Source organism: Myxococcus sp. CA023 (assembly GCF_010998615.1).
Lineage (GTDB): Bacteria > Myxococcota > Myxococcia > Myxococcales > Myxococcaceae > Myxococcus.
This window is the reverse complement of the sequence record NZ_JAAEAH010000032.1, coordinates 1-21,468: the sequence shown is the minus strand read 5'-3', so window position 1 is coordinate 21,468 and position 21,468 is coordinate 1. Positions and strand designations below refer to the sequence as shown.

General features: G+C 67.2%; 22 protein-coding genes. 20 read left to right on the top strand and 2 right to left on the bottom strand.

All coding sequences use genetic code 11. The annotated features are described in order from the left end of the window. Positions 1-4: 4 nt before the first annotated feature. Genes F8M74_RS15800 through F8M74_RS15775 form a run of 6 tightly spaced genes read left to right on the top strand, consistent with a single transcriptional unit; the run spans position 5 to position 4,528 of the window. Positions 5-610, top strand: coding sequence for a hypothetical protein (locus tag F8M74_RS15800; protein ID WP_141259005.1), 606 nt, complete (start codon positions 5-7; stop codon positions 608-610). Continuing rightward, positions 610-1,512 carry an IPT/TIG domain-containing protein gene (locus F8M74_RS15795; RefSeq protein ID WP_141259006.1) on the top strand — a complete coding sequence of 301 codons (903 nt, stop codon included), beginning with the start codon at positions 610-612 and terminating at the stop codon, positions 1,510-1,512. Before F8M74_RS15800 ends, F8M74_RS15795 begins: the two co-directional genes overlap by 1 nt. Further along, the gene (locus F8M74_RS15790; RefSeq protein ID WP_141279692.1) at positions 1,509-1,841 is read left to right on the top strand and encodes a hypothetical protein; all 333 of its coding nucleotides are present in this window, start codon (positions 1,509-1,511) and stop codon (positions 1,839-1,841) included. The genes F8M74_RS15795 and F8M74_RS15790 overlap by 4 nt, the downstream gene beginning before the upstream one ends. Then, positions 1,838-3,373, top strand: a complete 1,536-nt coding sequence (locus tag F8M74_RS15785) for a phage tail sheath protein (protein WP_141258072.1) — start codon at positions 1,838-1,840, stop codon at positions 3,371-3,373. The genes F8M74_RS15790 and F8M74_RS15785 overlap by 4 nt, the downstream gene beginning before the upstream one ends. Then, positions 3,264-4,055: a phage tail sheath family protein gene (locus tag F8M74_RS15780; protein ID WP_228560080.1), complete on the top strand. Its 792-nt coding sequence runs from the start codon at positions 3,264-3,266 to the stop codon at positions 4,053-4,055. The genes F8M74_RS15785 and F8M74_RS15780 overlap by 110 nt, the downstream gene beginning before the upstream one ends. An 11-nt stretch (positions 4,056-4,066) precedes the next feature. After that, positions 4,067-4,528: a phage tail protein gene (locus tag F8M74_RS15775; RefSeq protein ID WP_141258074.1), complete on the top strand. Its 462-nt coding sequence runs from the start codon at positions 4,067-4,069 to the stop codon at positions 4,526-4,528. On the opposite strand, the gene F8M74_RS38460 is transcribed toward F8M74_RS15775, so the two are convergent. After that, entirely contained in the window at positions 4,497-4,940 is a 444-nt protein-coding gene (locus tag F8M74_RS38460) for a helix-turn-helix transcriptional regulator (protein ID WP_228560088.1), read from the bottom strand. The genes F8M74_RS15775 and F8M74_RS38460 overlap by 32 nt on opposite strands. 721 nt (positions 4,941-5,661) lie before the next feature. On the opposite strand from F8M74_RS38460, the gene F8M74_RS15765 reads away from it, so the two are divergent. The 9 genes from F8M74_RS15765 to F8M74_RS15720 all read left to right on the top strand — a co-directional run bounded on the left by F8M74_RS15765 (position 5,662) and on the right by F8M74_RS15720 (position 14,580). After that, positions 5,662-6,840 carry an MFS transporter gene (locus F8M74_RS15765; RefSeq protein WP_141258076.1) on the top strand — a complete coding sequence of 393 codons (1,179 nt, stop codon included), beginning with the start codon at positions 5,662-5,664 and terminating at the stop codon, positions 6,838-6,840. A 277-nt stretch (positions 6,841-7,117) separates the two neighbouring features. Then, positions 7,118-7,891, top strand: a complete 774-nt coding sequence (locus F8M74_RS15760; protein ID WP_141258077.1) for a hypothetical protein — start codon at positions 7,118-7,120, stop codon at positions 7,889-7,891. 191 nt (positions 7,892-8,082) lie between these two features. Beyond that, positions 8,083-10,767 carry a phage tail tape measure protein gene (locus tag F8M74_RS15750; protein WP_141258078.1) on the top strand — a complete coding sequence of 895 codons (2,685 nt, stop codon included), beginning with the start codon at positions 8,083-8,085 and terminating at the stop codon, positions 10,765-10,767. Between the two features lie 85 nt (positions 10,768-10,852). Continuing rightward, entirely contained in the window at positions 10,853-11,296 is a 444-nt protein-coding gene (locus tag F8M74_RS15745) for a peptidoglycan-binding protein (RefSeq protein ID WP_228560082.1), read from the top strand. Next, on the top strand, positions 11,296-11,637 hold the full coding sequence (locus F8M74_RS15740; RefSeq protein WP_141258080.1) for a hypothetical protein: 342 nt from the start codon (positions 11,296-11,298) through the stop codon (positions 11,635-11,637). Before F8M74_RS15745 ends, F8M74_RS15740 begins: the two co-directional genes overlap by 1 nt. 29 nt (positions 11,638-11,666) lie before the next feature. Further along, complete coding sequence (locus F8M74_RS15735; RefSeq protein WP_228560084.1) at positions 11,667-12,917, top strand: phage late control D family protein; 1,251 nt, start codon at positions 11,667-11,669, stop codon at positions 12,915-12,917. Between the two features lie 10 nt (positions 12,918-12,927). Continuing rightward, the gene (locus tag F8M74_RS15730; protein WP_141258082.1) at positions 12,928-13,506 is read left to right on the top strand and encodes a phage baseplate assembly protein V; all 579 of its coding nucleotides are present in this window, start codon (positions 12,928-12,930) and stop codon (positions 13,504-13,506) included. Between the two features lie 8 nt (positions 13,507-13,514). Continuing rightward, the gene (locus tag F8M74_RS15725) at positions 13,515-14,189 is read left to right on the top strand and encodes a hypothetical protein (RefSeq protein ID WP_141258083.1); all 675 of its coding nucleotides are present in this window, start codon (positions 13,515-13,517) and stop codon (positions 14,187-14,189) included. A 10-nt stretch (positions 14,190-14,199) separates the two neighbouring features. Further along, on the top strand, positions 14,200-14,580 hold the full coding sequence (locus F8M74_RS15720) for a GPW/gp25 family protein (protein ID WP_141258084.1): 381 nt from the start codon (positions 14,200-14,202) through the stop codon (positions 14,578-14,580). 110 nt (positions 14,581-14,690) lie between these two features. Here the strand turns inward: F8M74_RS15720 and F8M74_RS15715 are convergent, their stop codons facing one another. Continuing rightward, positions 14,691-16,580 carry an HNH endonuclease gene (locus F8M74_RS15715; RefSeq protein ID WP_141258085.1) on the bottom strand — a complete coding sequence of 630 codons (1,890 nt, stop codon included), beginning with the start codon at positions 16,578-16,580 and terminating at the stop codon, positions 14,691-14,693. Positions 16,581-16,924: 344 nt separating this feature from the next. Between F8M74_RS15715 and F8M74_RS15710 the strand changes: the two genes are divergently transcribed. The 5 genes from F8M74_RS15710 to F8M74_RS15690 are packed head-to-tail and all read left to right on the top strand — an operon-like array spanning position 16,925 to position 21,368. Then, positions 16,925-18,454, top strand: a complete 1,530-nt coding sequence (locus F8M74_RS15710; RefSeq protein ID WP_171410379.1) for a baseplate J/gp47 family protein — start codon at positions 16,925-16,927, stop codon at positions 18,452-18,454. A 1-nt stretch (position 18,455) separates the two neighbouring features. Continuing rightward, on the top strand, positions 18,456-18,986 hold the full coding sequence (locus F8M74_RS15705; protein ID WP_141258087.1) for a hypothetical protein: 531 nt from the start codon (positions 18,456-18,458) through the stop codon (positions 18,984-18,986). Between the two features lie 7 nt (positions 18,987-18,993). Then, positions 18,994-19,689 (top strand): hypothetical protein, encoded by a 696-nt coding sequence (locus tag F8M74_RS15700; RefSeq protein ID WP_141258088.1) that lies wholly within the window; start codon positions 18,994-18,996, stop codon positions 19,687-19,689. A 5-nt stretch (positions 19,690-19,694) separates the two neighbouring features. Continuing rightward, positions 19,695-20,090: a hypothetical protein gene (locus tag F8M74_RS15695; protein WP_141258089.1), complete on the top strand. Its 396-nt coding sequence runs from the start codon at positions 19,695-19,697 to the stop codon at positions 20,088-20,090. Positions 20,091-20,099: 9 nt separating this feature from the next. Then, positions 20,100-21,368 (top strand): phage tail protein, encoded by a 1,269-nt coding sequence (locus tag F8M74_RS15690; protein ID WP_228560086.1) that lies wholly within the window; start codon positions 20,100-20,102, stop codon positions 21,366-21,368. Positions 21,369-21,468: the final 100 nt, after the last annotated feature.

Below are 21,468 nucleotides of genomic sequence, written 5' to 3'. Positions count from 1 at the left end.
TCCCATGGCCGTCTCGCGCACCGGCGACTGGGCACGGGCCCGCCAACTGCTAGCGACGGGCTCGTCGCGCCTTGAAGGGGCGATGCAGGCGGCCCTGCGTCAGGAAGCGCACGCCCTGCGCAAGGAGGTGGTGCAGGGCCTCACCCAGCAGGCGCCGGGTGGAGAGCAACTCCGCCCGCCCTCGCCCCTCACGCTGGCGGCACGCCAGCTCGCGGGCTTCAGCGGGACGAAGGCCCTCCTCGTCTCGGGCGCGCTGCGCAACTCCATCTCCGTCGTCGTCGAGGGCGACGAGGCCTTCATTGGCGTCTCGCGCACCGCGAAGAGTCCGGACGGCGAGTCCCTCGTCGACGTGGCACAGCTGCAGGAGTACGGAGGTCCGCCCGTCGTCATCCCCATGACGCCGAAGATGCGGCGCTACCTCTTCGCGCTGCTGCGCCAGGCCGGCCTGGCCGGCCAGTCGCGCAATGGCGGCGGCGGGCGCGGCGTCATTGTGACGCAGACGCCCGCGCGGCCCTTCCTGCGGCCCGCCTTCGCGCGGTTTCGTCAGGGCGCCAGTCGCCGCTTCCTCGCGCGCGTGGCGAAGGAGCTGGGCCTCGGAGGGCCGGGGTAATGGCCGTGCCCACCCTCACCTCCGTGACGCCTTCCTCGGGGCCCACCAGCGGTGGAGACATCCTCCGCCTCGCGGGCACTGGCTTCGCTGCGCGAGTGGCCGTGCGCTTGGGCGGACTGCGCGCGGAGGTGCTCTCCGTCCGTGAAGAGGCAGGCACCCACTTCGCGGACATGCGGACACCGGCCCATGAGGTGGGCACCGTCGACGTGGAACTGCTCAACCTCTCCGCGGACGGGCGCCCCATTCCAGGTGAGGCCGCGCTCCTTCCGGGCGCGTACCGCTACCTGCGCCCGCGCGTCGCTCGTGAGGCGCACCTCACCCGCCTCGTGCGCACCTTGCTGCGCGAGCTGAAGCGCCAGGTGGTGGCCAACGTCAGCGCCAGCGTCTCCGTCGACTACGACGACACGGTGGCAGACGGCCTCAACGTCATCGCCATGGCCTCGCTGCCCTCGGTGGTGCTGTCAGGCCCCACGCTGCGCGAGAGTCGTCGCTACTCCACCAACGTGTTGCACGAGGACGTCGTGCAGGGCCCCTCTGGCACGGAGTTGGTGCGCAGGCGCCCCGCGTACACGGTGGATTTGGCCTTCACCCTCACGGTGGCCTCCGAGCGCACCGCCGAGCTCTTCAACCTCATGGCCGCCGTGGCCACCTTCCTCAACCGCAACCGCTGGCTGTCCATGGCCCGGGACGCCGAGGACGCCTCGCGCGGCACCGTGCGCTGGGAAATGGACGCGGACGGCGAGGTACGCACGCAGCTCGGCAGCCGCGACGACGTTCGCGCCTTCACCTGGGGGCTTCTCGTGCGCGGCTTCGACGTGGACGAGGGCCTGCCCCTCGACATCGGCAAGGCCGTCGCCGGCACTCACCTCGAAACGGACTCTCTCTCCGGAGGCACCTCATGAGCGTCACCCTCACCAATGCCCTGGGCAGGCTCGTCACCTTCCTCCTGCCCCATGAGTCGTACTGCGTGGCGCGCGGCGCGTGCGCCTGCGGCGTGCAGCCGGGCCGTGGCGGCCGGCGCCTGCCCTCCTCCCTCACCCTGGCCACGGGCGTGACGCTGGAGGACGTCCACGAGGCCGCTCTCTCTGTGCCCGCTGTGGCGGCTGCCATTCGCCGGGGCGAGCTCGCGCTGAAGCGGCAAGCCCCCTCCGCCCCGCCGTCCTCTCCATCCCTCCTCCCCGCGTCGGAAGCGTCCGCGCGCGTGTCCCGGAAGAAGCGAGGCGCCTCATGAGTCGTGAGCTGCTGTCGTCGAAAATCGTGGTTGAAGAGGAGGAGCCGCGCGTCCGCGGCATTCCCTCCGCCCCCACCTCCGTGGCGGGTGCCGTGGGCCTGGCGGAGCGCGGCCCCATCGGCCAGGCCGTGCTGTGCACCTCCTTCGAGGAGTACCAGGCCACCTTCGGAGGCTTCACCCCGGACTCGGACCTCGCCCTCGCCGCCATGGGCTTCTTCGAGCAGGGCGGCAGCCACCTCTGGGCGGTGCGCACCGTCCACTACGAGGACGTCTCCAACCCCGAGTCGCACACGGCCACGCGTGCGGCGGCGGCCCTCACCACGGGCGGCGGGCCCACGCCCGCTGTCGTGCGTGGCACCCTGCGGCCCCCCTTCACCCTGGCCGACGGCCAGCGCCTGGAGGTGTCCGTCAACGGCGCCGAAGCGGTGGACGTCATCTTCTCCGGCGCAGCGGCTTCCGTCTCTGCTGGCCGCCCGGGGCCCTACGCCCTCACTTCCGGACAGGCGCTCCGTGTGCGTGTGGACGACGGGCGGGACGTCTTCATCCCCTTCCTCGAGGAGGACTTCGACGACATCGGCCAGGCCACCGCGCAGGAGGTGGCCGCCGTCCTCAACGCGGGCCTCGTTGGGGGCCGCGCCACCGTGGAGGACGGTGTGCTGAGCATCGCCAGCGACACCCAGGGCGTCTCCAGCCGTCTGGAGGTGGGCGACGAGGTGGCGGGCACCGTCTTCGGCTTCCCTGGCGGCCCGCAGGTGGGGAGCGGCAACGTCCAGAGTCTGCGCGCCGTCGAGCTGGCCGAGGTGCGGGCCCTCGTGGAGGCGGCCGTGGCGGGCGTCCGCGTGGCGCCCTCGTCCCTTGGAACGCTGCAGGTGCGCACTCAGTCCACGGGGCCTGGCGCCTCCTTGCGTGTGCAGGGCGACGCGGGCCCCGGCCTCGGCCTCGACGCGCTGCCGCACACGGGCGACGCCTCCGGCGCCATCGACGTCCTCCATCTGGAGGCCAAGGACGCGGGCGCCTACGCCAACCGCCTCGAGGTGGTGGTGCGTCCCTCCACCAACGGTACCCCCGACACCTTCGACGTCCTCGTCCTCGAGGACGGCACCTACCGCGAGTCCTTCCCCAACCTCTCCTCGGCCGAAAACGACGCGCGCTACGTCGAGCGCGTCCTCAATGACGAGCGCACCGGCAGCAGCTACGTCCAGGCCTTCATGGTGCAACCGGACGCGGTTCCGGACGTGCAGACGGTGGCCCTCTCGGGTGGTACCGACGGCCTCGTCGGCCTGGACGACGCCGACTTCATCGGCTCCGAGGCTGGCCGGAGTGGCCTTTTACGCGCTCGACGAGGTGCAAGACGTCTCCCTCCTCCTGGTGCCCGGGCGAGCCACGCCTGCCGTCCACAACGCCATGGTGCGCTACTGCGAGGTGGCCCGCGACGGCCTCGTCTTCGCCGTCCTCGACTCGCCCGCGGGCTACAGCGCCACGGACATCGTCTCCTACGTCTCGCAGGAGGCCGCCCTCGAAGGACTCTCTGAGCACGCGGCCCTCTACTGGCCGCGCGTCAAGGTGCTCAACCCCGCCCGAAGCGTCTTCGGCAACGTGGAGCAGCTCGTCGTCCCGCCCTCCGGCATCATCGCTGGCGTCTTCGCGCGCAACGACGGCGCGCGCCCCGGCGGTGTGTACGACGCGCCCGCGGGCATCGAGGCCGGGCGCATGTTCGGCGTCCTGGGCTTCGAGTCCAAGGAGTGCCTCGAAGAGAAGAAGCGGGACGTCGTCTACCCCCGCCGCATCAACCCGCTCACCACCGGGCCCGGCCTCCCGCGCTTCATCGACGGCAGCCGCACGCTGAAGGCCAGCGGCAACTTCCCCTACGTCGCCGAGCGCAGGGGCGTTTCCTTCATCGAGCGCAGTCTCAAGTCGGGCCTGCAATTCGCCCGGCACCGCAACAACACGGAGGGGCTGCGCGCCCAGGTGCGGCGCTCCATTGCCGCCTTCCTCCTCGCGCAAATGCGAAACGGTGCATTCCGCAGCCAGGAGCCCGCCAAGGCCTTCTTCGTCGACGTCTCGGACGCCCTCAACCCACCGTCCGTCGTCTTCGCCGGAAAGCTGGTGGCGCGCATCGGGCTCGCCACCAACAAGCCGGCCGAATTCATCGTCCTGCGCATCGCCCAGGACACCCGCGCCCTCGAAGCCGAGCTGGCCTCGGCGGGCCTGTGAGGAGACTGGCCATGGCCATCATTGGACAGCCGCGCAGCTTCCATAAGCGCTTCAAGTTCCTCTGTGAGGTGGACGGCCTCGGGCACTCTGGTTTCCAGAAGTGCTCCGAGCTGTCCGTCGAGGTCGCCAACGTCCAGTACTTCGAAGGCGGCTCCTTGATTCCGAACAAGAGTCCGGGGCGCCTCACTTTCTCCGACGTCACGTTGGAGAGAGGAGCCACGCAGGACCATGAGCTCTTCGACTGGTTCCAGGACGTCGTCCACACCGCCAGCGGCCTGGGCTTGCCGGACAGCCTCTACAAGCGCAACCTCGACATCGTCCAGCAAGATAGGGACGGCACCACGCTGCGCCGGTGGAGCCTCTCCCGCGCCTGGCCGGTGAAGTTCGTCGCGGGCGAGTGGGACAACGAGAGTGACGAGAACGTCATCGAGTCCGTCACCCTCACATACGACTTCTTCGAGCTGGCGCAGTAACCAATGCGTCGTGGGCGGCCGGAAAACTTGTGACGAACTGCCGAGGGCTTGTTCCCATCAAACGACGGAACATCGCGATGAACGCTGATGAAGTCGCGTAGCCTAAATCCAATGCGACCGACTCGACACTGCGGCCCGCTCGAAGCAAGGGCAATGCATTTACGAGTCGGAGTCGCTGTCGCCACTCCGTGAGCGACATTCCCAACTCACGTTCACAACGTCGAACCAGCGTCCGCTCGCTCATGTGAAACGCTCGCGCAAGCTCACCTAGCGTACGATTATCAGCTGGGTTCTTCTTGAGGGCAGTCAGCACGACTTCGAGTTCTTCATCCTCAGTGCGAGGAACGTAGCTCCCCGTCGTCGCGCAGGTGGAAAGTTGATCGACGAGCACATGCAGCAGTCGCGACCTCATCGGAGTCTCTGCTTCAGATGGCACCCAATCTCGCAGCCGCTCAATGATGGTACGGACCAGTGGCGAAACGATTACGGCGCAGAGCATCTTAGGCATCTGTCCACAAAGGTCGCGACTAACATAGACAGAGCAGTGCACCGCCTCGTCTTCATTGAAGCCCGCATGCTCCGTGTCGGCCGGAATCCAGAGGCCAAGGTGCGGCGGAGCAATGAAGTGCTGAATGCCAGCGGTAACTTCGGTGACACCGCTAAAGGAGTACAAGAACTCCCCCCAACGGTGAATATGCACTGGATATGCCCCGTGAGACGGCATTCGCTCTATTCTGAAAAACACAGGTTCCGGCAAGGACCCGCCGGTGAACGGAGGGGTTTTCAGGTATCGCGGAGATGACTGGAGGTGGGACATCTTCATGAACTGGCAGTCCGGCATTATCGAATGGCAGTTTAGCGCTATATCACTCTAATCCACCGGGCTTAAAGTCTCAACCCGTAGAGCATCCTTAGCCCCAAAGCAGAAGAGCGCAGCGTGCTCGACCGCACCTGTATCGCCGACCTGGCACTTCGTTTGTGTCAGTACAGCAAGCCCCGCCCTGCCTGCTTCGGCCCACGATTCCGCCTATGCGTCTTCTCACTTGAGGAGCACGCACGACCTGCCCGCCAATCTACTTCCGGCCAGAGGACGAGTAACACCCCTGACTCCTCAGCAAACAGAGCCCTCTCGCATGACGAATTCACGACTACTCCTCGTTGTTGGTGTACTGCTCATAGCGGCCAACTTGCGCGCACCTATCACTGGGGTGCCACCACTACTCGGCTCAATCCAGGTGGACTTCGGCTTGAGCACGACAACTGCTGGAGCGTTGACCACACTGCCACTCCTAGCATTCGCTGCCATGTCGCCTGCCAGCGCGCCGCTCGCCCGTAAGTATGGCCTGGAGCGAGTTCTGCTGGGCGCGTTAATGACGATTGCACTGGGAATCATGTTGCGGTCGGCTGGTGCCTCATGGTTCCTGTACATTGGAACCTGGATTGTCGGCATGGGTATTGCGGTCGGCAACGTCCTACTTCCGAGCCTCGTCAAACGCGACTTCTCGCACAACGTCGCCGCTATAACCGGCGCTTACTCGTTGTCCATGGGGGCAGCCGCAGCGCTAGGCTCGGCTGCAGCCGTCCCCCTCGCGAGCGCCTGGGGCTGGCGCCCCGCGCTTGGGTCATTCCTCATCCTCCCATTGATGGCGCTCACCGTCTGGCTCTCTCAGCTCAGCGCGCGGACGGCGCCGGCCCGCGACACTGCTGCGCCGCTGCACGGCGTCAGACTTTGGCGCTCCCCGCTGGCTTGGCAGGTCACACTTTTTCTCGGGCTCAACTCCACAATCTACTATGTGGCCATCAGCTGGCTGCCTGCGATTCTGACCGACGCAGGCCTCTCACCTGCCAAGGCGGGCTCTCTGCATGGCCTGATGCAACTGGCGACTGCAATCCCAGGGTTGGCGCTCGCACCGCTCCTACGACGAATGCGTGACCAATCTCTCCCCGCCGCCGTGGCGGCAATCTTCTCCGCCATTGCACTACTGGGTCTCTTGACGGTGCCGCAATATGCGCCCACCTGGGCAGTCCTGTTCGGCATCGGGACGGGCGCGGGTATCATTCTAGGCTTAACGTTTTTCGGCCTTCGAACCGAGAACGCGCAACAGGCCGCCGCGTTGTCAGGAATGGCCCAGTGCATTGGGTATCTAATGGCGGCTGTGGGCCCCATGGCGATTGGGGCACTCCACGACTTTCTCGGCGGGTGGAGCGTTTCCCTTGGGCTGTGCACGGCCTTGGCGCTCCTTGCGGCCGTCATGGGTGGCTTGGCCGGCCGCTCGCGCCACATCGACAGCCCAAGGCAGCAGGGAGCATAGTCTGCGAATCGTGTTCGACGCCAAGATGGGGAGTTCAAAGGAGTCGTCCGAGGAATGGACCGTCTTCTTGAGAGCTGAGCTGAAAGATGGTGCGTTCCGCGACCAGGTACACGCAACTCCCTGCTGGGGTTGGTCCTTCTCCATGCCCGGGCCAGCAGCGCTGAAACAGCCCTGACCACACCAACGCGCTCATGAGTCCCCCACGCAGGTTGGGTGCTGCACCTGTCGATGTCCCCGATTTGCCGCCCGAGGCCTTTGTCCTTCCCGGAGGAAGGACATGGCGGACATTGTTTCGTGCCCCTCGGGGCTGACGGGCCGCATTCGCGGCATGCGAGTGCGGGAGGAGCGCGTCCTCGCGGATAGGAAGCTGGCGAAGAGCGGCAGCCAGGTGGATGAGCTGCTCTCCGCGTGCTGGGAGGAGATACTGGAGGCAGGCCCCTACACCTTCGCCGACGGGAAGGTGGATTGGGGCCAGGTGCTTCAGGGGGACCGCTTCTACGCGCTCCTCCAGGTGCGCGTCCTCACGTACGGGCCCGAGTACGCCTTCGCCGTCCCCTGTCAGAGTGCCGCCTGCCGCTCCCGCATCGACTGGGAGCTGGACCTGACGCAATTGCCGGTGCGCGCCCTCTCAGACACCAGTCGCGCGGCCTTCATGGCCGGCAACCGCTTCGAGACGACGCTGCCGGACGCCGGCACGCGCGTGCGCTTCAAGCTGCTGACGGGTGAGGACGAGCGGCGCCTGCCGCAGCTCCAGCGCGCGGCCCCCGAGAAGCTGCTGTCCTCCGTCCTCGCCTACCGGGTACTGGACGTCGACGGAGTGGATGCGCGCGACAAGCGCCGCTTCCTCGAGGACCTCACGCTGCGCGACGCCGACTTCCTCGTCGACGAGTTCGACCGCGTCGACTGCGGGGTGGACACCACCCTCGAAGTCGAGTGCCCCGAGTGCTTCATGCGCCAGGAGGTGGAGCTCCCTTTCGACCGGGGCTTCTTCCTCCCGGGGACGCAGCGGACGACGAGGCGACGGGACCGCTCCACCTCTTCCCCGGTGTGACGCTGGAGACGTGGCGAGAGGGCCTCTTCAACCTGTGCTGGCACCAGCACGGAGGCAGCGGCCTCGCAGTTCCTCTCGGTGACGCCTTGGAGCTGCCCACCTCGGACAGGGACTGGCTCCTCGAGCGCATCGGCCAGCAACGCAGTCGCGAGGCGAAGGCCTTGGAGAAGTCCGCGAAGCGGAGGTAGCGCGTGCTCAACAACCTCGGCCTGGGCTTCGTCTTCACGGCGCGGGACTTGGCCTCTGGCACCTTCCAGGGAGTGGAGCGCAACTTCATGAGCCTGGACAGGCGCGTGGGGTTGGGCACCGCGCGCATTGAAACCGCCGTCCAGCGGCTCGGCGTCGCCATGGCCCTCTTCACGGCCGGCGCCGTCACCCTGGGTGCATCCCTCTCTCTGGCAAACACCGCCGGCGAGTTCGAACAAGCCCTGGCGGGCGTGGCCGCCATCTCCGGCGCCTCGGCCGAGGTGCTCGGGGAGCTGCGTGACGCTGCCGTCAAGGCCAGCCTCGCCACGCAATTCACGCCCACCGAGTCCGTGCTGGGCCTGCGCGAGCTCACTCAGGCCGGCTTCACCGCCGCGGAGGCCATGAAGCTGCTGCTGCCGGTGTTGGATTTGGCCGGTGGCTCGCTGGGAGAGCTGACACCCCAGGGGGCGGCGGGCCTCGCCTCCCAGGCCATGAAGGCCTTCGGCATCTCCACCGACAAGGCCGCCATCTCCGTCGACCAGATGCTCCAGGCCGTCAACGTCTTCGCCCTCAGCGCGAATGAGTTGCCCCTGGCCCTCGGCACCGCCGCGCGTGGTGCGCAGGCCCTCAACCAGTCCCTGCCCGAGACACTCATCGCCCTCGGCCTCGTGAAGAACGTCGTCCCTGGCGTGGAGCGCGCGTCCACCGCCGTCGCCGTGGCTATGGAGCGCATGGCGGACCCGCAGGTGCAAGAGCACCTGCGCGGTCTGGGCGTTGCCGTCACCGACTCCAAAGGCAACTTCCTCTCCTTCCTCGGCATCCTCGACAAGCTGTCGCCAGCCCTCGAACGCATGACGGCGGCGCAGCGCTCCGCATTCCTGCTGAAGGCCTTCGGCCGCGAGGCGCTCGGTGGCGTGAATGCCATCCTCACGCAGTTCACCAACGGCATCCGCAAGGACACCGGCGAAGTCGTCCGCGGCGCCGAGGCCCTCAAGTACCTGCGCGATGAGTTCGAGAATGCGGGCGGCACGGCCGAGGCGTTCCGCAAGCAGATGCTGGACACCTTCGAGGGCCAGAAGACGCTGCTCGCCGGCAACCTGGAGACGCTCGCCATCGTCCTCGGAGAGCCCTTCGGCCAGGTGCTGAAACCCCTCGTCACCCTCGTCGCCAGCGCAGTGCAGCAGGTGCTGGGTGTCTTCCAGGCGTTGCCCGGCCCGGTGAAGCGCGCCTTCGCCGCCTTCGCGCTCGGAGCTGGCGGACTGCTTACTCTCGTCGGCGCTGTCATCTCCGCGAAGGTGGGCCTGGCGCTGATGGTGGTGGGCCTCAAGGTGCTGGGCCTCACGCTGGGCGGCCTCCTGGCCACGGTGCTTCCGGCCGTGGGCGCTGTCGTCCTCCTGGGCGTCGCCGTGGCCGGCCTCGCCTACGCCTTCCGTCACAACCTCGGCGGCCTGGGCGACTTCGCGCGGCGTGTGCAGGAGCAGGTGACGCTCGCTTTCCGCGGCCTCGTCCAGCTCTTCGAGGACGGGGGCTTCTCCGGCGCGGTGCGGGAGGAGTTGGGCCGGGCCGAGAATGCCGGGCTCAAGGACTTCCTCATCAACCTCTACCTGTGGGCACATCGCGTCCACAGCTTCTTCTCCAGCCTGGCCGACGGCTTCTCCTCCGGACTCGAAGCCGCGCGCCCCACCCTCGACGCCTTCCAGGCGACGCTGGGGCGGGTGGGCGAAGCGCTGGGCTTCCTCTCCGAGAGGGACGACGCGACCACGGCCGCTGCGAAGTTCGCCGCCTTCGGCGACGCGGGGGCCACGGTGGGACGCGCCCTCGCCCGCGTCTTCGACTTCGTCGTCAGGGGCCTGACGGCCGCAGCGGAGGTAGTGGAGGGCCTGGCGGGGCAATGGCACTACATGAAGGCCGGAGTCGACGTCCTCCTGGGCAGCCTGGCGCACCTCGGCCGCGTCCTCGGCGGGGCCCTCTCGGGCCTCTTGGGCACCAACTCCGCCTTGCAACAGGGCAGCAGTGGGTGGGCGCTCATGGGGCAAGCCATCGGGTTTGCCATCGGCAACATCACCACCGTCGTGGGCGTGCTGGTGTCCGCCGTCTCCCTCGCAGTGTCCGTGGTGGGGGGCATCCTCAACGCGGCCCTGGCGGCCTTCTCGGGCATCGTCGACGTCTTCTGGGGCGTGGTGTTGACGCTGAGCGGAGCCCTCACCGGCAACTGGGCCGAGGCGTGGACGGGCATGAAGCTCATCGTCTTCGGCGTGGTGGACGCCATCTCCGGCGTCCTCCTGGAGTTGGTGGGCGCCATCCTCGGTGTCGTGGACGCCGTGGCGAGCCTCTTCGGCAAGGACACCGGCCTCCAGCAGGCGCTGCGGACGGCCCGGCTTACCCTCCACCGGGACTTGTCCGTCGCTTTCGGCCTCGAGGACTCCCCCGCCGCGGCCCCGGCGCCCGTCGCCTCCATGGCCTCCACCTCGCCGGCAGAGTGGCCCCTGGAGTCCTCGTCCATGCCGGCGGTGGCGGCCCTCCAGGCCTCGCTGCCCCAGCCCGAGGTGCTCTCCTCGCAGCCGGCCGAAACTCCCGCCGCGCCCGTCCTCGTCAGCCTGCAGGTGGACGGAGAGGTGATTGCCCAGGCCACGGCGCGCGCCGAGAGGGACGCCGCCTCCCGCAGCTTCTCCCCCATGCCGGCGTACTGAAAGGCAGGCCCCCCACGTGTCCATCGCTGCCGGCCTCGCTCGTCCTCCTCGCTGCCTCCTCGTGAATGTCCTCACCGGAGAGGCCATGGAGTGCCTCTTCAACCCCACGCAGTTGGTGGAGAAGCTCCAGGTGAATTGGAACCGCCTGGTGGTGCCGGGCCTCTCTCACCAGGTCCTCCAATTTCAGGGCACCTCCAACCGGCAGCTGGCGGGAGTGGAATTCGACCTGGACGCCTTCTTCGCCACGCAGCAGGCCGACACGTCCAACATCATGGCGTTCCGCGCCTTCTTGCGCGCCCTCACTGTGCCTCCGGCGGGTACCGAGGGTGTGCTGGCGACAGCACCTCCACGCGTCCTCGTCCTCTGGCCCGGTGTCCTCACTGTGGAGTGTGTCGTCGCCAGCGTGGAGTTCCAGTACCGCCAGCTCGCCGTCGACGGCCGTGTCCTCGTCTACACCGCCACCGTCACCTTCGAGGAGATTCTCGACACCCGCGTCACCTCCGAGCAGCTCCGTCAGGAGGTGCCGTAGTGGCCCCTCACGCCGGCAGTCGCTACTCCTTCTCTCTCGGCCTTCGGGACGAGGCTGGCCGCCTCTTCCTCACCGAGAGAGTGCCCTACGGCTTCCAGCCGCACGCGGACACGTGCGTCCACCTCGTCGCCCAGGGTGACTCCCTCTGGGGCCTTGCTGGGCGCTACTTCGCGCCCCTGCCGCGCGCCTGCGGCTTCTGGTGGGCCATCGCCGACTTCCAGCCGGAGCCCATCATCGACGCGACGCTGGAGCTGGAGGCTGGGCGGCGCGTCTACATCCCCTCGCTGCGCGTCCTCACCGACGTCATCCTCGGCGAGCAGCGACGGAGGGCGTCCGAATGACGCGGCCCCTCGACAGGAGCGCGCCTGGCGTGCGCCTCACTCTGCTGGCACACGAGAAGGCCCGCAGCGGTGAGCCCCTCTCTCTTGAGGGCCGCGTCCTCGGCCTCACCTTCGAGGACTCCGCCACGAAGGCCGACAAGCTGTCCCTCCAGTTGGACAACTTCGACCTGGCGCTCTTCGACAGGGCGGAGCTGGTGGGCGGCGCGGTGCTGGAGGTGTCCTGGGGCTACCCGGGCCTCATGGCGCCTCCGCGGCGAGTCGTGGTGAAGAAGCTGAAGGGCTTCCAGGTGCTCACCGTCGAGGGCCAGGCCCTCAGCGCCCTCATGCACCGCGAGGCGAAGACGCGCGCCTGGAAGGGCAAGACGCGCGCCCAGGTGGTGCGTGAGGTGGCCGCCGAGTACGGCTACGAGGAGGACTCCGTCCACGTCGAGGACACCGGAGAGTCCTTCGACACCATCCACCAGGCCGGGGAGACGGATGCGCGCTTTCTCCGGCGCCTGGCCGCGCGGGAGGAGTTCGAGTTCCACGTCGACGACAGGGGCCTGTCCTTCAGCCCGCGCAACCAGGCCGCCGCGCCCACCCATGTGCTGTGGTGGTACGCGGACGCGGGCCGGGGCGACATCCTCTCCGTCAACGTCGAGTCGGAGCTCGGGCGGCGAGTAGGCCAGGTGGGTGTGCGTGGCCGGGACGCCATGGCTAAGGCGAACATCGAAGCCCAGGCCAGCAGTGCCACCGTGGAGCGCACCACCCTCGCGGACTTCCTCGAGGTGGTGGACAAGCGCACGGGCACCACGTCGCTGCAGCTTCGCAACAGCACCACCAGCGTCCAGCCCACCTCGGCCTCGACACCTGCCCAAGCCCAGCGCGAGTCCGCGGCCCGCTTCCGGCGCGCGGAAGCCGGCACTGTGAAGCTGTCCCTCCAAGTGGTGGGCAACCCCAGCTTGCGTGCGAAGTCCGTCGTGGAGGTGCGCGGCATCTCCAGCTTCCTGTCCGGCAGGTACTACGTCACCGAGGCGAAGCACGTCCTGTCCGCGTCTGGCTACACCACGGACTTGAAGCTGTCGCGCGACGGCACCGGCCGCCGTCAGCAAGCCAGCCCGGAGAAGCAGGGCCAGCCCCAGGGCGGGCAGCCAAACACCAGCGCGTCCGTGACGACTGGGGCGCTGAAGGAAGTCGAGTCCTTCGAGAGGGACACCGGCACCCGGTACATCGAGTACCGCCGCGACGGGCAGCCCATCGGTGTCGAGGACCCCGAAGCCGGAATGAGTCTCCCCAGGTAGCGAGCCCACCATGCGCACCTTCGACGACGACATCCTTGCCCATGACACGCGCCTGCTCGGCATGTACGTGGGCTACGTCACCAGCCGCGAGGACGGGGAGCAGCTCGGCCGCGTCCGCGTGTGCATCCCCGGTGTCCTTGAGCCCGAGTCCGCCTGGGCCTGGCCCCTGGGCACCTCCGGCGGGGGCGCCAAGGACACGGGTTTCTTCGCGGTACCGCACGTGGGCGCCGAGGTGGCCGTCTTCTTCAACCAGGGCGACGTCGACGCGCCCTATTACCTCAGCGCGCACTGGGGGAAGCCGGGCGGCCAGAGCGAGGTGCCCGAAGAAGCCCAGGTGTCTCCGCCCGACAATCGCGTCCTCGCCACGCCCACCTTCCGCGTCGAATTGGACGAGTCCGCGGGGAAGAGGAAGCTGAAGCTCACCAACCGGAAGACGGGCGACTGCCTCACGTTCGACGCGGAGGAGAACACCGTCACCCTGGAGGCCACCACCGCCCTCACCCTGCGCGCGGTGGGCGCCATCTCCCTGGAGGCGGCTCAAGTCACCATCGCCGGCCGCATCGTCCGCCCCATCGCCGAGCCAATTTGAGGACGCCCATGGCGCTGCCCATCTGCATCCGCATCCCCCCACTGCCCGAGGCGCCCACCCTCACGCTGCCTGGCGGCGCCACCCTGCAGCACCACCAGCTCCTGCAGGCCGTCCAGCCGGCGCTCGCGCCGCTCACGCCCCTCTTCGACATCATCGGCGCGGTGCTGGCCGTCTTCGAGGTCGTGAAGGCCATACCGGACGCGTTGGGCCCGCCTCCGGACCCGACAGCCATCGCCGCAGCCCTCCCGAAGCTGGCCGAGAAGGTGTCCAAGCTGCTCCGCCTCGTCCCCCAGCTATCGGTGCCGTACACGGTGGTGGGCGTCATCGACATCCTCCTGGGCGAGCTGAGCCATGCCCGTGGCCAGTTCGTCCACCTGCAGCTGCGCATGGCGAGTGTGGCGCGGGCCAGGCAGCGGGCCGTCCAACTTGGGGACGCGGGCCTCCTGGCGGTGGCCGGCTGCGCGGAAGCCAACGTCGCCGAGGAGGCCGCCAACGTCGGCAAAGCCCTGGCGGCCCTTTCTCAGCTCATGGCCCTCCTCAACGTCTTCCTGGGGCTGGTGGGCGGCCCTCAGGTGCCAGACTTCTCCAGCCTCGAGGGGAGCCCTCTGGAAGAAGCCCTTGCGCCGCTCGACGCCATCGTCCGCACGCTGCAGCAGGTGCGCGCGGCCATCCCCATTCCGTGAGGAGGATGTCATGAGTCGAGCGCCCCAGAATCTCCTCATCCCCTTCCGTCGTGACAGGAAGCGCGACTTCGCCGTAGGTACCGGGCCCGAGTTGCTCGCCTCGAAGGTGCGGCAGGTGCTGCTGACGGAAGGCGCTACGCCTCACTCCACCGGCGAGCTGCCCTGGCGCACCAGCTTCGGTGCGGGACTGTCGCGGCTTCGCCACCAGCGCAACAACACCGTGCTGACGGAGCTGGCACGCGTGTACGTCCGAGACGCCCTTGCTCGCTGGCTGCCTGGCGTGCAGTTGGTGCAGATCGAAGTGGAACAGAATACGGCAGAAATAGCACTTCGAGTCCGCATTCATGAGCGTGACTCATCAGTGACGCTGGAGGTATCCTCCGTCAAGTGAACGAGCCCTCAAGGCTGCTCGCGAGGTTAAGTTCGTTTTGTACCAGAACGCTGCCTCTCGGATTTATTTGCGCCCACCAAGTCCAACGACTCCGCGTCCATGCTTCGGCCCTAGTCTTCGGCATCATCAATCTGAAATGCGACCCCTGTCGGCCGTCTAAACATATACAGCCAATGATACCGCCACGACTCAGTATTCACCTTGTGGCGCGACGACAGCCGAAGACTATTCCGAAAAGACTCTGTCACACCAACAGCCCTAACTATTGTCCCATTGGCCGTAACCCCGATCGCACCAAGGTGGAGCAGGCGATGACACAATGGACAGAGGCAGGCGACGTTGTCCTCGGCATCAGCCCCATCGTGCGAAAGCGGCTGGACGTGATGCGCTTCTGAATAGGGCCGATTCGAAAGAAAATCAAAGAGCTTTCGATCGCAAATCTGGCAACTATTGTCCTCAGCTTCCTTTACACGTTTAACCACCTCGGTATCGCGTTCGCGGAGGGTTACAGTACGAACATACTGTGTCGACGCCACCTGTTGAGATGCAGATTGTGGACTTCCCGTCCGAACGCCAGACGCTGCATCAGTGGAAAACGCCGAACTCAAAGTCGGAAAATCGACCTGACTGTTTTCAGACGCAGCGGCGCGACTGAAGGGCAACGAAGGCTCCGCGACCGCAGACAGCGGTACATTTTCCGCTTGGTCAGAGCCACTCTGCGCTCCATCCGACAAGGCGACAGCAAGTGGAAACTTTTCGGGTTGAGGAACGGCCGTGGCTGACGACTCCACCATCGGGACAGCTTGGCTCGTTGGGAAAGTGCCTACAACTTCCTCTATCGTTTTACCGGGCCAGAGAGCCTCGGCTCGCATACGCACCTTTGTGACGAGCTCCTGATGCCCAGAGCGCAATATGTAGGCTGCCAGATCCGCCGCACGGCCTCCATAGAGGAGGACGCCTTTCATCGCAAGATTGAGCTTCGCGCGCGCATCTGCACTGACAAACTCCTCACGAAGCAGTTCTAACCCGACGCTACTACGGCTTTTTCTGGCGAAATCAAAGACAGCCTCAGCGTGCTCATGACTCCGCTGAAAACTTCGAAACCGAGAGAGCCACACTTCGTCCTCAGCCTGAAGAAGAAGACGCAGAACATGCTGAATACGCTCGTCCGACAGGCGCACATACCATGCCTCCGGGCCCATCTCCGGAAGACATGCAGCCCAACTCCTAATTGCAGCCAATGCCTCAAAACTGCCTCTCCCAACCTGATAGCAACGGACAGCAAGCGCGACACTTTCAACTGGACTCGCAGCGAGAACAAAGAGAACGGTCTCCGGCACATCTGAGTCCGCATCGGCAAATGCGGCACGAACAGCAAAGATTACCGCATCAAAGGAAAAACTCTCCTCCGAACTCGCAAGCAACTCCAGCGCCTCCCCTGGCGCGCATTTGGCGAGAGACTTCAAGGCCGTGTTGCGCATATCCCTATCAATCGACCTATCGCGCGCAAGCGCCTGAAGCACAGAGAGCGTCTCCGCTCGCGCCACACCAAACGTCCAATTTGACGCAAGAAGACGCACACTCGGCTGAACATCCCGGAGAAGAAGCCGCAATTCCTCCTCGAAGCCATATTCACTGCCTGCCACCAACTGCCCAATCATCTTCCGTGCATCGCTTGGAACATCCTCAGGATAAATGGCACACAAACGAACGAGTTCCAAGAACGCGATGCGTTCGCCAAGGCGACAGAGCAACTTGGCGAGGACATACTTCTCATCAATGGAATGTGGCCGTTGAAGCTCGCGTCTAAGTGCTGGGATCGCGACGGTGCCGTACCAAGCCCGAAGGGCACGGCCGATTGCGCGCCGATGATCTCTACTGACGAAAAGCATCGCGGCCAGCCGCGATGCGTTCTCTTCGGACGGACGCAGTTGGAGCCGACCGAGCATTTCGCCCACTTGCCCCCCTCGCGCTTTTTTCAATGCACGCAGATCAGTCATGAATTTCCTAGTGGGGAATGAGAGGAGCCATTCGTCGTTCGTAGGCGGTCGAAAACTGCCCGGCCAGTGCGAACGGCACGATGAGAGTAGTGATTGACGTCACCCAACGCATTGTACTCGTACTGGTTGCACCAGCTACAACGTGCCTAACTCACCATCGGGGGTCACAAAGCAGTACCAAACCTGCGACCCTGTCGACAAGTGTATGAATAGGTAGACCCAGCAACTAAGTCCTGCTCGCTCCTCATCACATGACTCGACGGCCCACACGAGAAGTCCCTCCCCACGTCAGGACATGTCCCCATGTCCCCGAAAAGAAGTGGGCCGAAGGCCTTTGTCTCCCGGTGGAGGCCTTCGCCTACGTGCCACTTCTTCCCGCGTCCACCGACTATACCTACCGCGACTTCGACGCCCTGCGCGCGCGCCTCGTGGCGCTCGTGAAGAGCGTCTTTCCTGACTGGACTGACTTCGACGTCGCCAGCTTCGGCAACCTGCTGCTGGAGATGTACGCCTTCGTCGGTGATGTCCTCGGCTTCTACCAGGACAACCTCGCCCGCGAGTCACGCCTCTCCACGGCTACCCAGCGCCGCAACGTCATCGCTCTGGCCCGCATACTGGGCTACCGGCTTCACGGCGCCCAGGCAGCCACTGCCGAGGTGGAGCTGCGCCTGGACCAGCCTCCCGCAGCCCCCGTCACCTTCCCTGCCGGCACCGTCGTCCGCACCCAGGAAGTGACGGAGGCTGTCCGCTTCCAGCTCCTCTCGTCCGTCACCATTCCGGCCGGCGCTAACCCGCCGCGCGTCGTCGCCGTGGCCGAGCACTCGAAGACGCACACCCAGCTCTTCGACTCGCGCGGCCTCGCCGACTTCGAGGCGCACCTGGACTTCGCCCCCTACCTCGACGGCTCCGCCCGCGTGTCCACCGCCCAGGGCGCCTTCACCGAGGTGGACACCTTCCTCAACTCGCGTGCCTCCGACGCCCACTTCCTCGTCAGCGTGGACCAAGGGGACAAGGCCACCGTCCGCTTCGGCACCGGCACCAACGGCCTGCCACCCGCTGGCACCGTGGCGGTGGTGTACAAGACAGGGGGAGGCGCGGCCGGCAACGTGGACGCGGGTCGCCTCGTCGTCGTGGAGGGCAGCTTCCGGGACGCCCACGGCCACGCGGTGCAGGTGTCCGTCCACAACCCCACCCCTGCCTCGGGTGGCGCGGACAGGCAGACGGTGGCCTCCGCGAAGTTGCTGGCCCCCGAGAGTCTCCGGGCCCTGACGCGCACCGTCGCCCGCGAGGACTTTGAAATCAACGCCCGACGCCTGCCCGGTGTGGCGCGTGCCCTCATGCTGACGTCCAACGAGGACGCCACCATTGGCGAGAATGCCGGCATCCTTTACGTGGTGCCCAATGGCGGCGGAATGCCCACGCCCGCGCTCAAGGCCCAGGTGCTGCGCCAGGTGACGGAAGTCTACCCCTGCACCCTAACCTTCCAGGTGAGCGTCCAGGAGCCGGTGTACCGGCGCATGGACGTCTCCGCGCGCCTCTTCCTGCGCCAGGGCGCTTCGGCCCAGGACGTCGCATCCCGCGTCCGCCAGGCGCTCGCCGCCCACTTCCGCATCAGCGAGCCGGACGGCACGCCCAACCCGCGCATCGACTTCGGCTTCAACCTCAAGGACGCCCAGGGCTTCCCGGCCGGAGAGGTGGCCTGGTCCGACGTCTTCAACGTCATCCGCGACGTGCCCGGCGTCCGGAAGCTGGGTGATGCGCGGATGGACCTGACACTCAACGGCCTGCCCGCGGATGTGAAGCTGACGGTGCGGGAACTGCCGGTGCTGGGCAGCGTCACCCTGCAGGACGGGGACACCGGAGGGCTGCTCTGACATGGCCCTCCTCAACCCCAGCTTCGAGGACGCGGGCGGGCGGCCCGGCGAGGCAGAGCACTGGACGCTGACGGCGGTGATGCGCCTTGAGGCCCTGGCGGGCTTCGGTGTGCCGGAGGAGGCATGCGAGGACTTCGAGCGCTGGTACGTGTGGCGCGCCGCCCTCTCCGACGTCCCCGTGGCCCTCGCCTTCTTCTCCGGGCAGCGCGACGGCTTCGAGGCCTTCTCCCGGGGCTGGGACAACGACGGCTTCCTCTTCGAGCTGCCGCCCGCGCAGATTGTCCCGCACCGCTTCGAGGGCCAGGCCGTCGAGACGTGGGGCCAGGGGCCCTTCCTCACGGGCTGGGCGGACGTCGCCTCCGTAGCGGGCCTTTTCAGCGACTCGCCGAGGGAGGACTTCGAGCAGCGCTGGCACACCAACGAGGGCTACGCCTGGCGCTGGGAGGACGTGATGGCGCGCGTGGCCCTCTTCAACACCACGCAGCCCTCCGAGGACTTCGACACCGGGTGGACTGCAGCCACCACGCAGTGAGGACACCATGGCACTCGAAGACTGGACTTACCTCAACGGAGGACTCGACATCGCCACCGTGGACAGGGGCGTGACGGCGGGCATTGCGCGTCCCCCGGGCGGTGGCAATTTCCTCTTCGCCTTCAACTCCCTCACCCCCGCGCAGGGCGCAGTTGGTCTCTTCGCCAACCTCCCGGACTTCGCCCCCATGGCCAAGGGAGGCAGCGTCCGCGGCTGCCTTCAACGCGGGCCCGGAGGCGGCCCCACCGGCTTCTCCCCCTTCCTCTTCCTGTGCGGCCAGGGCACCTCCGTCAACGACTCCGCCTACCTCCTGGGCCTCTCCGACGATGAGCCGCACCGGGTGGTGCTGCGCAAGGGTGCGGTGGCCACGGGGCTTCCCGACGCAGACGGGCCGGGTGTCCTCCTGAAGTCCTCGGCCAGCTTCACCCAGGGCACGTGGCTGCACCTACGGCTGGACGTCATCGTCAACGCCAACGGCGACGTCGTCCTCAAGGCCTTTCACAATGACCTGGCCGCGCACCCGCTCGGCGCGGCTCCCGACTGGCAGCCGGTACCAGGCATGGCCGACTTCATCGACGATGCCCTCGGCATCAACTCCGGCAGCCAGCCCCTCACCTCCGGCCGTGGAGGCTTCGGCTTCTCTGTGCGGGACGTCACCCGCCGGGCCTACTTCGACTCGCTCGAGCTGTCCCGACAGGTGTGACGCCCATGGCCCTCACCGCCTTCACCAGCCGCCTGGGCATGGGCCAGGGGCGCATTCGGCCCCAGCGGGCCACGCCCGCCTCGGGCGAGTACCTCTTCGTCCTCGGAGACGAGGAACCTGGACGCCGCTTCGAGCTGGTCCCGGGGGACTTCGCCGAGGTGACGCAAGCAGTGGACGTCACTGGCGTGTCGCTCGTCCGCTGCGCCCTGCGCCTCCGTGTGCCTGCAGGCGCCCCAGCGGGCCTGGCCTGGGAAGCGTCCCTCGTCGTGGACGGGGTGAAGTACGCCCGCTGCCTCGGACGCCCCGGCCGAGAGCGCCTCGTCGGAGACATGGCCGCCAACGTCTCGAAGCTCTCCGGCGTCCACACCATGGGCGTCCGCCTGGAGCTCATTTCCCCGTGAGGACGCCCCATGGCCACGGTTGAGCTGCCCGCCCTCTACGTCGACACCGTCTCCCTCTTCGCCGAGACGCGCCGCCCTCTCCTCCTCAACCGCGCTCCGAGCCCCGAGGAGGAGGACGTCCCCGTCGATGCCGCGCTGGAGCTGGAGGTGGTGGACGTCGGCGTAGACGGCATTGCCCGGGCGGCCACCCGCGTCTGGGTGGATGGAGTCCTCGCCTTCGAATGCGGCGACAGCGTCGAGGTGCAACCCGCCTTCGCGGGGCCCCTGGCTGAGGTGACGCAGACAGCGGATACCCTGCGCGTGGTGCTCCACCCGGCGGTGCCGCTGGCCAGCCAGGCCACCGTCTCCGTCCGCGTCGTCTCGGCCACGGCCGGCGGCGCGCACCTCCTCGACGAGACGTACACCTTCACCGTGGAGGACCGCACTGCGCCCCGCCTCGTGGTCGCCCAGGCCCTTGCGCCGAAGTCCGTGCGCCTCGCCTTCGACGAGGACGTGCGGGTGCCGCCCACGGCGCGCTTCACCTTCACGCCTCGTGGCGCCCCCGCAGTCCCGGTGGCCTCCCTCGAGGCCGCGGCCGACGGCCCCCTCGTCCACCTCATCCTCGACACGGAGCTGACGCCGGACGTGGTGTACGAAGTCCGCGTGGAGGGCGTGACGGACGCGCACTACAACCCGGTGCTCGCCCCCTACCACCGCGCCACCTTCTCGGGCTTCCGTCCAGCCCGGCCGCCCGCCCGGAGCTTCCAGCTCTGGGACATGTTGCCCCGCCACAACCGCCGGGACGATGTGACGGGCGACCTGCACCGCTTCATTTCCTGCCTCCAGGAGGTGACCGACTTGCTCCTCGCCGACCTGGACGCCTTCCCCGACATCTTCGATTTGGAGCGCGCGCCGGAGTCCTTCCTGGATGCCATCCTCCAGGACTTGGGCAACCCCTTCGCCTTCGAGCTGGACGTCCTCGCCCAGCGCCGGCTGGCCTCCGTCCTCGTGGACATGTACCAGCAGAAGGGCACCGCGCTGGGACTGCGCAACGCCATCCGCTTCTTCCTCGGCATCGAGGTGCGGGCCATCTCCCCCTTCGCCTCGGACACCCTCGTTCTGGGTGAGTCCGAGCTGGGGGTGGACTGGGTGCTGGGGCCCTCGGAGCGCTTCGCTCGCTACGCCTTCAACGTCGAGGTGGAGCGTCTCCTCTCTCCGGCGGAGTGCCAGCGCCTACGCACCCTCGTCGAGTACCTCAAGCCCGCTCACACTGTAAGCGTCCGGCCAACGACGTGCTGAGGGGCGTTGAGTGGTGAGTCGCCGCCATGGTCCCTGGCGCGTATGTCGAAGCCGTTGGAGAAGCAGGAGTGGTTCCGGGTCGCCGAAGCATTCGAGGCGA

Coding starts and splice junctions, on each gene's coding strand:
- F8M74_RS15785 (WP_141258072.1), top strand. CDS start 1,838: ATGAGTCGTGAGCTGCTGTCGTCGAAAATCGTGGTTGAAGAGGAGGAG.
- F8M74_RS15760 (WP_141258077.1), top strand. CDS start 7,118: ATGGCGGACATTGTTTCGTGCCCCTCGGGGCTGACGGGCCGCATTCGC.
- F8M74_RS15790 (WP_141279692.1), top strand. CDS start 1,509: ATGAGCGTCACCCTCACCAATGCCCTGGGCAGGCTCGTCACCTTCCTC.
- F8M74_RS15725 (WP_141258083.1), top strand. CDS start 13,515: ATGGCGCTGCCCATCTGCATCCGCATCCCCCCACTGCCCGAGGCGCCC.
- F8M74_RS38460 (WP_228560088.1), bottom strand. CDS start 4,940: ATGAGGTCGCGACTGCTGCATGTGCTCGTCGATCAACTTTCCACCTGC.
- F8M74_RS15700 (WP_141258088.1), top strand. CDS start 18,994: ATGGCACTCGAAGACTGGACTTACCTCAACGGAGGACTCGACATCGCC.
- F8M74_RS15695 (WP_141258089.1), top strand. CDS start 19,695: ATGGCCCTCACCGCCTTCACCAGCCGCCTGGGCATGGGCCAGGGGCGC.
- F8M74_RS15800 (WP_141259005.1), top strand. CDS start 5: ATGGCCGTCTCGCGCACCGGCGACTGGGCACGGGCCCGCCAACTGCTA.
- F8M74_RS15730 (WP_141258082.1), top strand. CDS start 12,928: ATGCGCACCTTCGACGACGACATCCTTGCCCATGACACGCGCCTGCTC.
- F8M74_RS15775 (WP_141258074.1), top strand. CDS start 4,067: ATGGCCATCATTGGACAGCCGCGCAGCTTCCATAAGCGCTTCAAGTTC.
- F8M74_RS15715 (WP_141258085.1), bottom strand. CDS start 16,580: ATGACTGATCTGCGTGCATTGAAAAAAGCGCGAGGGGGGCAAGTGGGC.
- F8M74_RS15765 (WP_141258076.1), top strand. CDS start 5,662: ATGACGAATTCACGACTACTCCTCGTTGTTGGTGTACTGCTCATAGCG.
- F8M74_RS15795 (WP_141259006.1), top strand. CDS start 610: ATGGCCGTGCCCACCCTCACCTCCGTGACGCCTTCCTCGGGGCCCACC.
- F8M74_RS15690 (WP_228560086.1), top strand. CDS start 20,100: ATGGCCACGGTTGAGCTGCCCGCCCTCTACGTCGACACCGTCTCCCTC.
- F8M74_RS15720 (WP_141258084.1), top strand. CDS start 14,200: ATGAGTCGAGCGCCCCAGAATCTCCTCATCCCCTTCCGTCGTGACAGG.
- F8M74_RS15705 (WP_141258087.1), top strand. CDS start 18,456: ATGGCCCTCCTCAACCCCAGCTTCGAGGACGCGGGCGGGCGGCCCGGC.
- F8M74_RS15745 (WP_228560082.1), top strand. CDS start 10,853: ATGGAGTGCCTCTTCAACCCCACGCAGTTGGTGGAGAAGCTCCAGGTG.